The sequence below is a fragment of the Lutimaribacter marinistellae genome (assembly GCF_042648365.1).
Taxonomy (GTDB): Bacteria; Pseudomonadota; Alphaproteobacteria; order Rhodobacterales; family Rhodobacteraceae; genus Lutimaribacter_A; species Lutimaribacter_A marinistellae.
Genome location: NZ_JBHRXI010000016.1, coordinates 226641 through 241524, shown reverse-complemented (window position 1 = coordinate 241524; position 14884 = coordinate 226641). Strand labels below are relative to the sequence as shown.

12 protein-coding genes and 1 tRNA gene are annotated in these 14884 nt (G+C 59.8%); 6 read left to right on the top strand and 7 right to left on the bottom strand.

From position 1 onward, the window contains the following. Positions 1-482 precede the first annotated feature (482 nt). Together ACFORG_RS15260 and ACFORG_RS15255 are read left to right on the top strand one after the other, a co-directional pair. The gene (locus tag ACFORG_RS15260; protein ID WP_386736389.1) at positions 483-1763 is read left to right on the top strand and encodes an adenylate/guanylate cyclase domain-containing protein; all 1281 of its coding nucleotides are present in this window, start codon (positions 483-485) and stop codon (positions 1761-1763) included. 514 nt (positions 1764-2277) lie between these two features. Next, complete coding sequence (locus ACFORG_RS15255) at positions 2278-2481, top strand: hypothetical protein (protein ID WP_386736388.1); 204 nt, start codon at positions 2278-2280, stop codon at positions 2479-2481. Here ACFORG_RS15255 and ACFORG_RS15250 read toward each other — a convergent pair. The 4 genes from ACFORG_RS15250 to ACFORG_RS15235 all read right to left on the bottom strand — a co-directional run bounded on the left by ACFORG_RS15250 (position 2462) and on the right by ACFORG_RS15235 (position 6917). Further along, positions 2462-3670, bottom strand: coding sequence for a tyrosine-type recombinase/integrase (locus ACFORG_RS15250; RefSeq protein ID WP_386736387.1), 1209 nt, complete (start codon positions 3668-3670; stop codon positions 2462-2464). The two genes, ACFORG_RS15255 and ACFORG_RS15250, sit on opposite strands and share 20 nt — an antisense overlap. A 206-nt stretch (positions 3671-3876) precedes the next feature. After that, entirely contained in the window at positions 3877-5586 is a 1710-nt protein-coding gene (locus ACFORG_RS15245) for a calcium-binding protein (protein WP_386736386.1), read from the bottom strand. 90 nt (positions 5587-5676) lie between these two features. Then, entirely contained in the window at positions 5677-6609 is a 933-nt protein-coding gene (locus tag ACFORG_RS15240) for a calcium-binding protein (protein ID WP_386736385.1), read from the bottom strand. 221 nt (positions 6610-6830) lie between these two features. Continuing rightward, a tRNA-Leu gene (locus ACFORG_RS15235) sits at positions 6831-6917 on the bottom strand. A gap of 142 nt (positions 6918-7059) precedes the next feature. On the opposite strand from ACFORG_RS15235, the gene ACFORG_RS15230 reads away from it, so the two are divergent. Both ACFORG_RS15230 and lipB read left to right on the top strand, forming a co-directional pair. Further along, positions 7060-7728, top strand: coding sequence for a DsbA family oxidoreductase (locus tag ACFORG_RS15230; RefSeq protein WP_386736384.1), 669 nt, complete (start codon positions 7060-7062; stop codon positions 7726-7728). Positions 7729-7766: 38 nt separating this feature from the next. Further along, complete coding sequence (lipB, locus tag ACFORG_RS15225; protein ID WP_386736383.1) at positions 7767-8420, top strand: lipoyl(octanoyl) transferase LipB; 654 nt, start codon at positions 7767-7769, stop codon at positions 8418-8420. 14 nt (positions 8421-8434) lie between these two features. Here lipB and ACFORG_RS15220 read toward each other — a convergent pair whose 3' ends face one another. From ACFORG_RS15220 to ACFORG_RS15210, 3 genes are all read right to left on the bottom strand, one after another. Continuing rightward, complete coding sequence (locus ACFORG_RS15220; RefSeq protein ID WP_386736382.1) at positions 8435-10267, bottom strand: alpha/beta fold hydrolase; 1833 nt, start codon at positions 10265-10267, stop codon at positions 8435-8437. Positions 10268-10469: 202 nt separating this feature from the next. Next, positions 10470-10889, bottom strand: a complete 420-nt coding sequence (locus tag ACFORG_RS15215) for an HIT family protein (protein ID WP_386736381.1) — start codon at positions 10887-10889, stop codon at positions 10470-10472. A 196-nt stretch (positions 10890-11085) separates the two neighbouring features. Then, on the bottom strand, positions 11086-12291 hold the full coding sequence (locus ACFORG_RS15210) for a TsoY family (seleno)protein (protein WP_386736622.1): 1206 nt from the start codon (positions 12289-12291) through the stop codon (positions 11086-11088). Positions 12292-12423: 132 nt separating this feature from the next. Between ACFORG_RS15210 and ACFORG_RS15205 the strand changes: the two genes are divergently transcribed. Next, on the top strand, positions 12424-13083 hold the full coding sequence (locus ACFORG_RS15205) for a DUF2306 domain-containing protein (protein ID WP_386736380.1): 660 nt from the start codon (positions 12424-12426) through the stop codon (positions 13081-13083). A gap of 151 nt (positions 13084-13234) precedes the next feature. Next, positions 13235-14884 (top strand): cytochrome c oxidase subunit I (ctaD, locus tag ACFORG_RS15200; protein WP_386736379.1); only part of this gene is annotated, 1650 nt, incomplete at its 3' end.

Genomic DNA, 14884 nt, shown 5'->3' with positions numbered 1-14884 from the left:
GCCATATTGGCTCAAGCGCGTTGACTTGATCTAGGCGATAGTGGCCAGCTTGTAGGACCAAGACGTCCCGCCAGGAAGTGCTTCCGATGATGCCGTGATCGGACCCGTCGCAGACATCCCCAAGCTCGCCTTATGAGTTGGCAGATCGGCTTGCATCTACCAGAGAAACTGCTGGCAGCCTATGTGCTAACCACTTGGTACCATTCATGTACTCCGGCGAACTCATGAAAGAGTCCTCTGCAGGCAGACAAATTTACGGAGCCAGTACAGACCTTCCGACCGATCAATACGCATGGCCGTAATCTCCTGCCAAAGAACGATCGTTTACCAAGCTCCTGCCCCTACAATACTGTCTGGCTTCACAGCGCCCTGAAATATTGGCCACCAGCATCGAAAGCGCCATCCCAATAGACCAAAGTCTGGCCATGTACTAACTTTCAAGACGGTCACCCGAAGGGGTAATTTCAAGTGAGTTGGAGTAAATGAAATCCTTTGCTGACTCAGCTATGTGCCGTGCCGATACTGAAGCTGAACAATTAATCGGCTTCATTCGAATTGTTGTATCCGTAATGCTTGGTGTTTCGATTATAATTTTGGCGAAAAATCCTAGCGATCAAAATATTGGAAGCATGCCCAGCGTTACCCTGGCCTTGATCGTTGTTTCAACTTACTTTGCTCTCGGTTGCTTATCGATCGTTGTCGCTCAAACTCAATTGATGAGAACATGGATACCGTGGATTTTCGGCTTTCTAGATGTAGTTCTTGTTCTTTCTAACCTATACTACAGTGCAAGGCTGCATGATTCGGGTGCTCACGTGATCCTGTCATCACCAGCATCGCTTTTTGCGGTTCTAGTCTTCGTCTCGCAACTTTTTCGCTTTAGAATCTTTCTTCAAGCTTCCCTTACGGTTTCGTTGGTTGCCGGGCTTGGGATAATGATCTTCAGTACGCCGTATGCCGTATTGAAACCCGCTGAGATTGATTTTTTGGTTGGCAACTTTGACCTCGCATCCAATTTCATTCGCTTAGTGATATTTTCTGCTATTGGCTGCGTTTGCATTGTCGCTGTATGGCGCACGCGTAAACTGGTTTGGAGCGTTTCTTGGCAATCTGAGATTGAACGCAATACAGCGCCCTTCCTTCCACAAGAGCTTCGGCAAAACCTAAGCGATGAACGTCTCGCTTTGTTGAAGCATGGTCGTTCTGTCACCGTTGTTATAGCGTTCGTAGACATCCGAAATTTTACGGCCATAAGCGATCGGATTGGCCCCGAAAGAACCACCCAACTGTTGTCGGCATTCAGAGAGCGCGTCGTCGAAATTGTTCAGGAACATGGCGGTGTAATCGAAAAGTTCATTGGCGACGGTGTCTTGATTGTTTTTGGGCTGAGTGGACCAATCAATCTTGCCGCACGACGAGCTCTTGCGGCTGCAGAACACCTCAGCAATGTGCTGTCTTCGGGTCGCATTCATGGACTCGAGCCTGATCATTCTACCGCCGACACTGTCGTTGCGCTGCATACTGGAAATGCCATTGCGGGTGTAGTTGGAGATTCACGTCATCTAGAGTTCGGCGTCTTTGGCGCTGTAGTGAACGAAGCCGCCCGAATCGAAGGTATCGCAAAATCCTTAGACATGCGAATTGTAGCATCTGAAGCAGTCTTTGAGACTAGCGAAACAAATCCAGAAGACTGGCTGGATTTGGGGGCAACCAAGCTCAGAGGGAGACCAGAACAAATAAGGCTGTATGGAGTATCCTCTTGAGGTTCGGGTGCCAGCTAAGACTAAACAGTCTGATATGATTGGTCGAAGTCGATTGTTAATGCATGATTGGTCTGGTTTCCAATGCGAGGATGCTTAAAAAAGCTGGCAGCCGTCAACTAAACTGCCCCAACCGAGTGGTTCGTTTTAGTCCTTGTGCAAATGAGAATTAGCTGCTCCCGCCGTCTGGACTACCCCGCTGGAGATTCTGCGGGAATTATGGCTCAGGGAGGTGATGCCGTTCTTTGAGGCCATATCTGCTATCCTGATCGGCATCGAGACTTGTACGACTGCCCACAATTGACGCTCCAGCTACAACGACTATGGCATGATGCGCGTCTCAGTCGGGCGAGAAAGTTGCCGAGCCAGAGATGAGGAGTCGTACCTTTCATCTTCGCGGTGACGATCAGCGACTACATGAAGGCGACACGCACACTAGCACTCGGAACCATCAAAAAACAATGACTTCCGGCCAAAGTCCACGCCGCCAAACGCTCGCTCGGCTGCTTTGTTCATCATGCAGGTCCGGTCATCGTCCTGGAAGCGCGTTCAGGTTTTCATCAGAGGGCAGGAAGCGTATCGGGCCGGGAAGCCCGAGACATTCAACCCGCATCCCGAGGGGATCATCGAGGGCGACGATTATCTCGGCCCGTGGGCCAACTGGCGCGACGGTTGGCGCCATGCGAAGGCCGTGGCCGAGTTCACCGCCCGCGAAGGCTGACCACCTTCGACTCCGCCTGCGTCACGTAATCAGCCCATTTCTGCATCAGGACACGCCGCCTATCGAGCAAATCGGAGCGCGCATAGGACCGCTCGACCTTCGACCCGATTATGTGCGCCAGGGCGGTTTCCGTGACTTCGTAGCTTCCCGCTTCGGTATCCTGCACCCACGTTCGGAAGGACGTGCGGAAGCCGTGTGTGCGCCCCGTTTCCCTGAGCCTATCCAGCACCTTCTTCATCGCCACGTCTGACACCCCCGCATTTACACGCGGGGCCGGGAAAAGGAAATCGTTGCGACGCTGCGCACGGCATTCATCGACTACGGCGAGAGCGGCCATCGAAAGCGGTATGCGGAAATCTGTGACCTTCCCCTTGTTCCCTTTCATGCGGTCGGCAGGCACCGTCCATACGTCGCCCTCTATCTCATCGAACCGCGCGCCCCTGACCGGCGTTCCCCGCGCGGCGGTAAGGATCGTGAAGCGCAGCGCCAGATAGGAGGGATGCGGCTTCTCGGATAGGCGAGCGTACAGGTCCGGGATCTCCTGCCACGGCGTTGCGGGAATCGGCGTTTCGACGGCATCGACATGGCCGAGCATGTGGCGGGCCGCGTCACAGATGAACGGATCGACCTCGTAGCCCGACAGGCGGGCGTGATGCAGTACCTTGCGCGTTCGGTACAGCGCCTTGTCGGCAGTTTCGTGCTTTGTGTGCCAGATCGGCTTGAGAGCGTCGTGTATGTCGCGCTGGTGAAGATCCGTGATGCGCCGCTTGCCGATCTTAGGCACCACATGATGCGTGAGGGGCGACAGCCAGCGCCCCGCCCCGCCATCGCCGCGCAGCCGCGCCTTGTAGCTGTCAAAGAACAGATCGAGCATATCGGCAAAGGTCGGATCGGCCCGGTTGGCGGCTTCGGCTTCCTCGTCGCGTTCGCGCTGCCGCTCTACCACCGGATCGCGGCCCGCCTTAGCGACAGCCTCCCATTTCGCCCGCTCTTTCCGGGCATCCGCCAGGGACAAAGCCGGGTAAGAGCCGAGGCCCATTTCCCGCCGCCGCCCGTTCATCTGGAATCGGTATTTCCATCGCCCGCCGTTGGCCCCGGCGATGAACAGCAAGCCGCCGCCGTCTTGGAGCTTCGTCCCTGCGGGCGCGTTCTTCACTTCTGCGGTCTTGAGCTTGTTCAGTCCTGCCATCCAGCCCCCACTTGGTGGGCATCATGTTACGACAATTCTGGACAGCCTCATACACCGCAGATGTTCAAAAACGCAACGGGCATTGAGATTTTGGACAATTTAGCACAAGTTACAATACGGATCAGGTTCCCACCGCCCGCACCATCCTCATGAAGAAACAGACGATCACCCGAGGGTTCAGCCCCCGAGGACCGTCCGCATCGCCATCAGGCCAACAGATCGAAGGTTTCTGCACCGATCTGAAGGTTGATCTCATCCTGCCCCTCGCCGTCGACGAGCGCCCACATGATCTGACCCGTCGGGCGATAAATCACGAACGCCTCTTGCACGTCGTCATCGCCCGAGCGTTCACCGTCCGGCGTTGCCGTGTGGGCAAGGTTGATCTGGAACTGGTCCACGGTTGCGGCCTGGCCGAAGACCAGCACATCCCCGTCGGCGGCGGTGTAGTCCTGTACCCAGTCGGAGCCATGGTCGAAAACCCCGAGGTGGAAGAACCGGTCAGCGCCGTCACCACCATTGATGCGGTCATAACCGAAGCCGCCATTGACGAAATCGTTGCCGTCACCGCCGAACACGAGATCGGACAACGCGCTGCCCGTAACGACGTCATCGCCCTCCTGACCTTGCAACTCGTCCGCGCCGAATCCACCGGCCAGCGTATCGTTGCCCGCCTGTCCATAGATCAGATCGTTGCCATAGCCGCCGTCCAGACTGTCATTACCGTCTCCGCCGAGGATCACGTCGCGCAAGTCGGCATCTGTTTCGCCGCCATTGATCACATCGTCCCCGTCACCGCCATTCAGCGTGTCGTTCCCGTCGCCGCCCTCGATCGTGTCGTCGCCGAGCTCGCCAAGTACCCGGTCGTCGCCGTCCATCCCGCGCAGCAGGTCATCGCCATCACCGCCCAGGATCGTGTCCAGACCGTCGAGGCCAATGGCCGTGTCGTTTCCAAGGCCACCAGTCAGCGCGTCCTGACCATTCGTACCCATGAGGAAGGCCGCTTCGTCACCTGCTGTCAGCACGACATCCGAACCGCCCATTTCCCACAAAAGATCGGTGTCCTGGGCAACCGGAATTCCATCGATGGACAGTTCGAGCGATCCAAGGTCGTCAATAGCACCATCGATCACCAGCAGATCCGTCCCTGCCCCATCCGCGAGGCGGATTCCTGTGACGTCGAGCGCCTGGAACAGACCGGTCAGAATGTCCGCACCACCATCAAGCGCCGTCAACAGCTCAGAGACCAGCCCGCCAACGCTGGACGGCATCGTGCCGGCAAGCTCGACGAGAAATGCGCTGGTGGTCAAAGTGACACCCGTGGGCATGATGTCGAAGGCCAGAACCTCCGTACCGCCGTTGGTCAGCGTCAAACCTTCCATGGTTACCGCAGACAGCGCGGTAACGAGATCGTTGCGTTCCTGCTCCGTCAGGTCGGCCAGCGAGTCGGGGTCGAGAATACTGGTCAATGCCAGAACACTGGAAAGGCCGGCAAGCTGATTGGGAAACGTCCCGGTAAGCTGGATGGCCTGCGCGCCCGACTCGAGGGTCAGCCCTGTCGGCGTGAAGGCCAACGCCAGTACGTCCGTTCCATCTTGCGCAATCGAAATGCCATCGAGCGTTCCGGTTGCGGTTCCATTCGAAATGGCCGCGAGGAACTGTTCCGAACTGGTCAGCGGCCCCATGCCTGCACCGTTGATGGTCGCGACGAAGTCACTGCCCGCACTATTCGGTATCGAAACGACAATTTGCGACGGGCTTGCCGAAATCGCGGATATCCCGTCCCCGGAAAGGTCCAGTTCGTTCAGCAGGTCCGCGTTGTCGAACGAAAAGCCAAAGATGTCACCAAGAGGATCGGACGAGTTCAGAAGCTGGTTCAGAAACCCGAAGAATTCAGACGAGATATTTGCGGTAGCCATTGTGCTCCCTCCATAACATATCAAACAGCGAATATATTATTTGCGATGCCCTGACCTTGATCCGTATCAATATCTCGGGATCGATGGCACTCAGATGACAAGGTCGAACTCGGACCCTTCGGCGCGAATCGTGATCATCTCCAGCTCCGCACCATCTGTGAGGGCCCACAGGATCTGCCCAGTCGGCTTCCAGATGACAAAAGCCTCGGCAACCTCGGCATCGCCCATACCGGCGGTGTTCGCGATGTTTACCTGGAAGTGATCGGCAGAAGCGACTGAGCCAAAAACAAGCCGGTCCCCTTCGGAAAAGTCCGCATCCAATATCCAGTCCGTGCCATGACCGGCATGTCCCGCATGGAAAAACCGATCCGCACCGTTGCCACCGGTCAGCTGGTCATGACTTCCCCATCCCCCGTTCAGGAAATCGGCGCCATCTCCACCCATAAGGTGATCGCGTCCGGCCTGTCCGCTTAACGAGTCGTCGTCCGCACCGCCGGAAAGCGTGTCGTTCTGGCTCCCGCCCCAGATCACGTCATTGTCATCCGCACCGGACAGAACGAAATCGAATACATCCAGGATGGAATCGATCCCCGGAAAGGAATCTTCGCGGTCGGGCTGGTCCGGCAGATTATCGGCTATCCGCAATCCAACCGTATGCAACATCGAGGCGACAGCCGAATTGGAGTTCATGGAAAAGACATCATAAGCAATCTCTGCTGCCTCGATGGCGCGCGTTTGCTGTCGCATGATGTCCCAAACGGCCAGTGGATCGCGCCCCTCGAGATCAAGAACTCGGCTGCCGACGCGTTCGCGATCCTCGATCGGCCGATAGTCCCTGCTGTCAGCGATCGGAACCGAGTCTTCGACAATGATCGGGCCAACATTGAAGATACCCGAAGGATACCCCCGCAACACCCATTCATCCTGCTCTGGCGAAACAAGGACGAGGTACAGATGATCATTCCCGGTATCACCGAACAGGTATACCGGTTGCGCCTCGATACGGATTTCCCATTCGCTCATGGCAGCATTCCCTGCGAAACCCGTGTGAGAGCCATTCTGGCAGCGGGTGGTTTTACCATAGCATAACCCGCAGGCGGTGTTCACCGAAGGCCAACCAGCCGCGGCAAGTCAGCGCTGCGCGCGGTTTCGGCGCCGGAACGAACCCAGAGTCGAAAATCAAATGAAAACAGAAACTTGAAGGAAATCGAGCGGTAGAGGCAAAGCCCTCAGGCTCTTGAGTTTGGTGCGGTCGAGAAGACTCGAACTTCCACGGGTGTTACCCCACAGCGACCTCAACGCTGCGCGTCTACCAATTCCGCCACGACCGCACTGCCCTGACTTGGTGTGAGGGGCGTATAGACGAGCGTCCGGGGGATGTGAAGAGGCAAAAGCAGGTTTTCGATTGATTTCCTTTGCCGCATCACCAAGTGGTGGCGTAACCAATTCAGACGCCCCGAAAGGTAAGCCAGAATGACCGAACAAATACCGCCGCAGGACCGTCCTGTACTTCAGGTCGACATCGTCTCGGACGTGGTTTGCCCGTGGTGCATCATCGGCTTTCTGCAACTCGACAGGGCGTTGGCCGCAGAAGGCATGATCGCGAATCTGAGATGGCATCCTTTCGAGTTGAACCCCGACATGCCGCTGGAGGGGCAAAACCTGCGCGAACATATCACCGAGAAATACGGCTCTTCGCCCGCCGATAGCGCGGCGGCCCGAGCCCGGTTGACGGAACTCGGTGCCGAACTAGGCTTTGCCTTTCGTTTCAATGACGACAGTCGGATCTGGAACACGTTTCGCGCTCACCAGCTTCTTGACTGGGCGGAAGGCCAGGGCCGTCAGCACCCGCTGAAACTTGCACTGTTCGAGGCCTGCTTTTCCAAGGGTCAGGATGTTTCGGATATCGACGTCCTTTGCGAGGCCGCCGCGCGCGCGGGGCTCGACGCGGATGCGGCGCGGGACGCTCTTTTGTCGGGCGATCACGAAGCACCCACCCGTGAAAAGCAGGCGTTCTGGACCAACCGAGGAATTACCGGCGTGCCGGGGATGGTCTTTGCCGGTCGCTACCTCGTGACAGGGGCGCAGGGTGTCGACACCTATCGGCAGATCCTGCAACGCTGCCTGGCCGAGGCGGCCTGACCCTTCCCCCTGCCCCGGCACTGGTTTATGCACCTGCCATGGAATGGAAGATTACCGACGGCCTGACCGACTATGACGAGGCGCTCGCCTTCATGGAGGCGCGCGTCGCCGATATTTCCGAGGGCCGCGCCGACGAATGCATCTGGTTGCTCGAGCATCCGCCCCTTTACACCGCCGGAACATCGGCCCGGGTCGAAGACCTGAGAGACCCCGATCGCTTCCCCGTCCATGAAAGCCGACGTGGTGGTCAGTACACCTATCACGGACCCGGACAGCGCGTGGTCTATGTCATGCTCGATCTCAACCGCAGGGGGCGCGACATACGGAAGTTCGTTCAAGATCTCGAAGCATGGGTGATCGCGACACTGGCCGAGTTCAACCTGCGCGGCGAGATACGTGAAGGGCGTGTCGGCGTCTGGGTGACACGACCGGACAAGCCGGCCACACCAGGCGGCACCCCGGCCGAGGACAAGATCGCGGCGATCGGCATCCGCCTGCGCAAATGGGTCAGCTTTCACGGTATCTCGATCAACGTCGATCCGGATCTGGAGCATTTCTCGGGGATCGTTCCCTGCGGCATCAGCGATCACGGCGTAACGTCGCTTGTCGATCTGGGCCTCCCGGTGACGATGGATGACTTGGATGTTGCTTTACGCCGCGCCTTTGACGCGACCATGCAAACGCAAAGCTGAACGTCCCTGCACGCTCAGGACTTACCGTTCAGTTCGTCTATCGCATCGAGAACACGATGCGGCTCCTCGTAAAGCAGGAACTGGCCCGCCTCGGGCCGCAGTCTGAATTCCACATGCGCATGCACTTCGGCAAAGGCACGAGTGGCCTCGGCCGGGATCACCGGATCGCGTGCGCCGTGCAGATGGATGACCGACGCGCCGCCGCCGCGGATCTGGGGAGTCCAGTCACGGACCATAAGATGACCGTCCGACACGAAGCCGCCAGCGCCGGACTGCACCGCAAAGCGATACCCTGCATGCATCAACTCCTCGACCCCGAGCCTGTCAATGACCCGACGCTCGTGACTGCCGGGCAGGTACAACGTATCCATCAGCTTGCCGATCCGGTCGCTGTCGATCAGCGCCATGCCCGCACGCACAAAGAAAGGCAGAAGCGCCGGCGCATAGCGGGCGGTATAGGACATCACGCGCTGGCGCGGCGCCATTTGCGAGATCTGCTTCATCCGCAGGATCGGTCCGCCACCGGAAACGGCCACCATTCCTGCCACTTGGTTACGCAGCCGTGCGCACAGGACGTGGCCGAACAAGGCACCGGCCATGTGCCCAAGGATCACCGGTTGCTCCAGCTCTTCCCGGTCCATGAGTTCGCGAACATGTGCGACGATGGCATCCACCGCAGCATCGGGAGAGGGCACGCCGCTGGACAGGCCGTAACCGGGTCGCACCGGGGCAAGAACCCTCATGTTGCGTTGGCGAAACCGTGACTGCAGGTATTGGAGCGGCGCCATCCCGTCGAGCATGCCGTGCAGGTAGATCACCGGTCGTCCGCGCGGATCACCGCAGCGGTACAGCTGCATGTCCAGCCCGGTACCCATCCGCAGGTTTTCCGACGGTAGTACCACCTTGCCGGGATGCCCGACCCGCCCCCGGACCTCGGTGTCGACGAGGTAGGCAACAAGGCGGATCAGCTCGACCTGCCCCGGCGCACCTGTTTTGGCCAGGACAGACTTGGCCTGATTGCGAACAGTGTGTTCGGATTTCCCCGAAAGCGCCGCGATGGCCCGCAGGCTTTCCCCGGCCATCAGGTTGCGAACCACGTCGACCTCGGCCCTCGACAGGCCGAACGACGTCACCAGCATCTGCTCAGCCTCGTCGGTCCATTGGTAATCGAGCCCTTCGATCACCACCTGGACGGGTGCACCTTCGTCTATGGCGATCCGTGCAATGAGGTGGCGCGGGCGAATATCAGTCGTCAGAACAATGGGATGGGCGGCCGCGTCGCCATCGCGCGCAGCCTTGAGGAGGCTTTGCAGCATCTGGGCGCCATGGCCGGTAAGATGGGTACACAGATCATCGAGCGTACCGCCCTCTCCCATCGCCGAGCGCGCTTCGTTTCCGGCGGCGAGGATGCGGCCATCAGGTGCGGCGAGAATCGCGAAACCTTGTGTCTGCGCGACACGGCTGCGCAATTCCGCGCGGGGAACCTTGCGGCCGATCTGTTCCAGGATGTCATGGGCACGGGCGAAATGGGCCTGTAATTCGGGGTCGATCTCCATCCCGCCTTGTGTGTCTTGCGCGTCGAGGCGAGCGGCGACAGAGGGTTCACGGAGAATCGCACCGATATGCTCCTCCCAGGCTTCCATGAACATCTCGTAGAGCTCAGGGCGCAGCACAGTTTCGTAAATCGCGGCGATCACCTCGTCGCGGGATACGGTCGTGCGGTCTGACGTCTCGTCTCGAATCTCGGAGCCTCCGATGTCCTCTGACCAAAGGATATTGGTCGTTCCCGGCCAAAGAAAAGCCCCGGAGATCCAGCGTGTTGTACCGTTTTGATCCATTTGGATCATGCGGGACCGGATCCTGCGGTGCTACCTCCTTTGAACCGCCTGTGAGTGAGGGGCGGGCCGGGTGGTTGGCTCGGGTGTTGCATTAATGCGTGATCTGCCGCTCCGGTTCCACGGAGCGGCAATTTCATGTCGGAGGCGCACTGGCACTAATACGCAGAAGTGCGCTGTAATTCCATGTTTTCAAAAGAAGAAAATGACTTCATCAACCTGCGAGCGCCGCGCGGATCGCCTCGGCATGGGCAGCGATGGCGTCCTTGTCACCCATCTGGCCAGGGGCACGGGGCTTCACGCCCTCATGCCGGGGAAGGACGTGGAAATGCAGGTGGAAAACCTCCTGCCCGCCGGCGGCCTCGTTGAATTGCTGGATCGTAACCCCTTGCGCTTCCATGGCTTTCTGGGCGGCCTTGGCCAGTTTCTGGGTGGTCGCAATCACCGCCGACAACTGCTCGGGCGTGGCGTCGAGGAGGTTGCGGCACGGTGTCTTGGGAATCACCAGCAGATGCCCGTCGACGCGGGGCATGATGTCCATGAAAGCAAGGGTTTCATCATCCTCGTAGACGCGGGTCGAGGGGATTTCGTCGCGCAGGATCTTGGCGAAGATGTTGTCGGGATCATAAGTCATTGCAGCAGCCCTTGTTGCGAAACGGCGGTTGCCAGAGGTGTGGCCGAGCCCGGCTGCTGCGTCAAGCGACCCGGCCCGGTTTCGGACCGGGCCGGGTTTGGTACCCCCGTTTTGACCGTTTTGTACCGGTGTCAGAGGAGGGATTGACCATTTTGTACATGGCGGTACCCCCCTTGCATGGCTCGCGGCCCGGCGCTTATTGGGCCGGCACCAGCGTCTCGGCAGGGCGGCGGAAATGCTGGCGGTTGAGACGCAGGACCAGCGCGATCATCGAGACCTGGAAGAGCAGCGCGATCGCGGTGACCGACCAATAGGCGGGGCCGAATTTCTCGATCAGTCCGGCGCCGACCAGACCCTTGTTGGTGAAGAAGTGCAGCATCACCGAAAGGGCAACGCCGGGACACACGAGCGCGTAGGAGCCGGGCGACAGTTTCGAGCCGAAAACGAAGTCACGGAAGTAGTGTTGCCGGCGCAGGACGAGCAGGCCGAGCATCAGGAACAGGATCTGCACCGTCAGAAGGCGGGCGAGAAAGACCATGGTTTCAGCGGCTGTGCCATGCGTGTCGAAGGCGGCGTGAAGGCCGTGATTCTGGCGCAGGAAGAGAATGCCCAGAACGGTCAGGATCGGAACGATGACCATGAGGGTCGGACCGGCCTCGCGCGCGGTGCCGAAGCGCAACATCGAGCTGAAAGCCGTGACGGAGGCAACCACGGTATAGGTGATGGCGGCGATCCCGAAGAAGGTCGACAGGATCAGCGATGCGCCGACGGTCAGGGAGTTCGTGCTCATCGCGGCGGGAGCAGCAAGGCCCACGCCGACCATGGACAACGCGAAGGCCGGAAGCAGCTGCGCAAAGGAGTTATGAGCGGTCATGTCGAACACGCCGCCCTCGGTCAGGACGCGACCCAGGAAATCGCCGATCAGGCGAAAGGCCCAGATGCCGAGACCAAGGAAGGCGACCAGCGCCAGCGGGAAGAGGTATTCGACCAAACCCCAGAGCCCCGGCACGAAGACGAGGCCCACGATGAACATCGCGTTGATCGTCATCGCCGAGGCCAGCGGCGCGGCCAGCAGGGTGGTTTCAGCGTTTGAGCTGCGCAGCGCCTGGTATGACGGGCTGCGGCGGAATCGCGACAGCGCCGAGAGGTTCCAGAGCAGCGAGCGGACGTTGAGAAAGGCGAAGACCGCGATGCCGATCATCGCCAGCAATGCCGCCGATTTGAGCGCGACAGAGCCGGTCGCAAAAACGGTTTGAAGGTCTTCGAACACGGGCACCGGCTGACCGGGATGCGGTACCCAGAACATCAAGTACATGAAAAAGGTGACGGCAAGCCCCCCTGCCCCGAGCGAGGCAAGGAAGTAGAGCGGCGAGTAAGTCTCGGCCGGTTTTTCGGTGGTCATGGCGGTCATGGCGTGGGTCCTCTCGATACATGCCGGATTTCGCATAGATTAAATTCTGATTTTTGAATGTGTATTGATCTGGATCAAGCCACCGCACTGGCCGGTGGGCGCTGCGCGGCCTAACCTTGGCGTATGCGACGCCGCCTGCCCTCGATCCTGCTGACGATTCTCGCGCTGAACGTGATGTGGTTCGTGCTCTACTCGGCCGGGCTGGGCCTGCAGGCGCTGGTGGCGGATGCTCCGGCCGCTTTGAGCCGGGTTTTTGCCGAGGTGCCGGGCGTCACCGACTGGCTGCTGGCGCTGCACATGATCGCCGGGGCGGTGTTGACGCTGGGCGCGCCGGTGCAGGCGCTGCCCGTGCTGCGGCGCAGGTGGCCGGGACTGCACAGGCGCTGGGGGTATGCCCTGCTGGCGCTTGCGCTGGTGACCGGCTGCGCGGGGCTGGCCTATATCGCCGGGCGCGGCACGGTGGGCGGATGGTGGATGAGCCTGTGGTTCGCCATCTATGGCGGGCTGATCATGGTGGCGGCGGCCAATACGGTCTATCACGCGCTCAACAAGGACATGCGCCGCCATTTCGAATGGGCCACGCGTTTCGTCATCCTTGCCGTGGGGTCGTGGATCTTTCGGATGCACTATGTCCTGTGGTTCGCGCTGACTGGCGGGGCGGGGTCAACACCCGGTCTGACGGGGCCGTTCGACCGGATTCAGGTGGTTGCGTTCTTCGTGCCTTACCTGCTGCTGGCCGAGATCCTGCTGCGCCGGGGGCGCCGCCGCCGGGGCGTGGCGTGAGCGCGGCCGCCACCGCAAGGGGGTGCGGCCATTTATCTTGATCCAGATCAAACTCCGGACTTGAGGGCGGAGCGGACAAATTCTAAAACCGGCAGGAATCCGCGTGCCCGTATCCCCGGGTGCGCGTGGCATTGCAACAGGAGGCACCTTAATGGCGGACGCAGCCATTCATGGTCACGAGCATGAAGACCAGCGCGGTTTCTTTACCCGCTGGTTCATGTCGACGAACCACAAGGACATCGGGATCCTTTACCTGATCTTCTCGGCCCTTGCGGGCTTCATCTCGGTCGCGCTGACCGTGTTCATGCGCCTAGAGCTCATGGAGCCGGGCGTGCAGCACATGTGCCTCGAGGGCTTCCGCCTGTTCGCGGGCGACGGTGAGTGTACGCCGAACGGCCATCTGTGGAACGTGATGATCACCTATCACGGCATCCTGATGATGTTCTTCGTTGTCATCCCGGCGCTGTTCGGCGGTTTTGGCAACTATTTCATGCCGTTGCAGATCGGCGCGCCGGACATGGCGTTCCCGCGGATGAATAACCTGTCCTTCTGGCTGTATGTGGCCGGCACCTCGCTGGGTGTCGCCTCCATGCTGGCACCGGGCGGAAACGACCAGGCCGGTTCGGGCGTGGGCTGGGTGCTTTACGCGCCGCTGTCGACGACCGAGGGCGGCATGTCGATGGACCTGGCGATCTTTGCCGTGCACGTGTCGGGCGCAAGCTCGATCCTGGGCGCGATCAACATGATCACCACCTTCCTGAACATGCGCGCGCCGGGCATGACGCTGTTCAAGGTGCCGCTGTTCAGCTGGTCGATCTTCGTCACCTCGTGGCTGATCCTGCTGTCGCTGCCGGTTCTGGCGGGCGCGATCACCATGCTGCTGATGGACCGCAATTTCGGCTTTACCTTCTTTGATCCTGCGGGCGGCGGCGATCCGGTCCTGTACCAGCACATCCTGTGGTTCTTCGGCCACCCGGAAGTGTACATCGTGATCCTGCCCGGGTTCGGCATCATCAGCCACGTCATCGCCACCTTCTCGCGGAAGCCGATCTTCGGCTACCTGCCGATGGTCTGGGCGATCATCGCGATCGGTGTGCTGGGCTTTGTCGTGTGGGCGCACCACATGTACACGGTCGGCATGTCGCTGAACCAGCAGGCCTACTTCATGCTGGCGACGATGGTCATCGCGGTTCCGACCGGCGTGAAGGTGTTCAGCTGGATCGCGACGATGTGGGGCGGCTCGATCGAGTTCAAGACGCCGATGCTGTTCGCCTTCGGCTTCCTGTTCCTGTTCACCGTCGGCGGTGTGACCGGCGTGGTGCTGAGCCAGGCGGGCGTCGACCGGGCCTATCACGACACCTACTACGTCGTGGCGCATTTCCACTACGTGATGAGCCTGGGTGCGGTGTTCGCGATCTTTGCCGGCGTCTACTTCTACTTCGGCAAGATCACCGGGCGCCAGTATTCCGAGTTCTGGGGCAAGATCCACTTCTGGCTCTTCTTCATCGGGGCGAACGTGACCTTCTTCCCGCAGCACTTCCTGGGCCGCCAGGGCATGCCGCGCCGGTACATCGACTACCCCGAGGCGTTCGCCTACTGGAACTACATCTCGTCCTGGGGTGCGTTCATCTCCTTCGCCTCGTTCCTGCTGTTCTTCGGTATCGTCTTCTATGCGCTGTTCCGTGGCGCGCGGGTGACCCAGAACAACTACTGGAACGAGTACGCGGATACGCTGGAATGGACCCTGCCCTCGCCGCCGCCCGAGCATACGTTCGAGCAGCTTCCCAAGCGTGAGGACTGG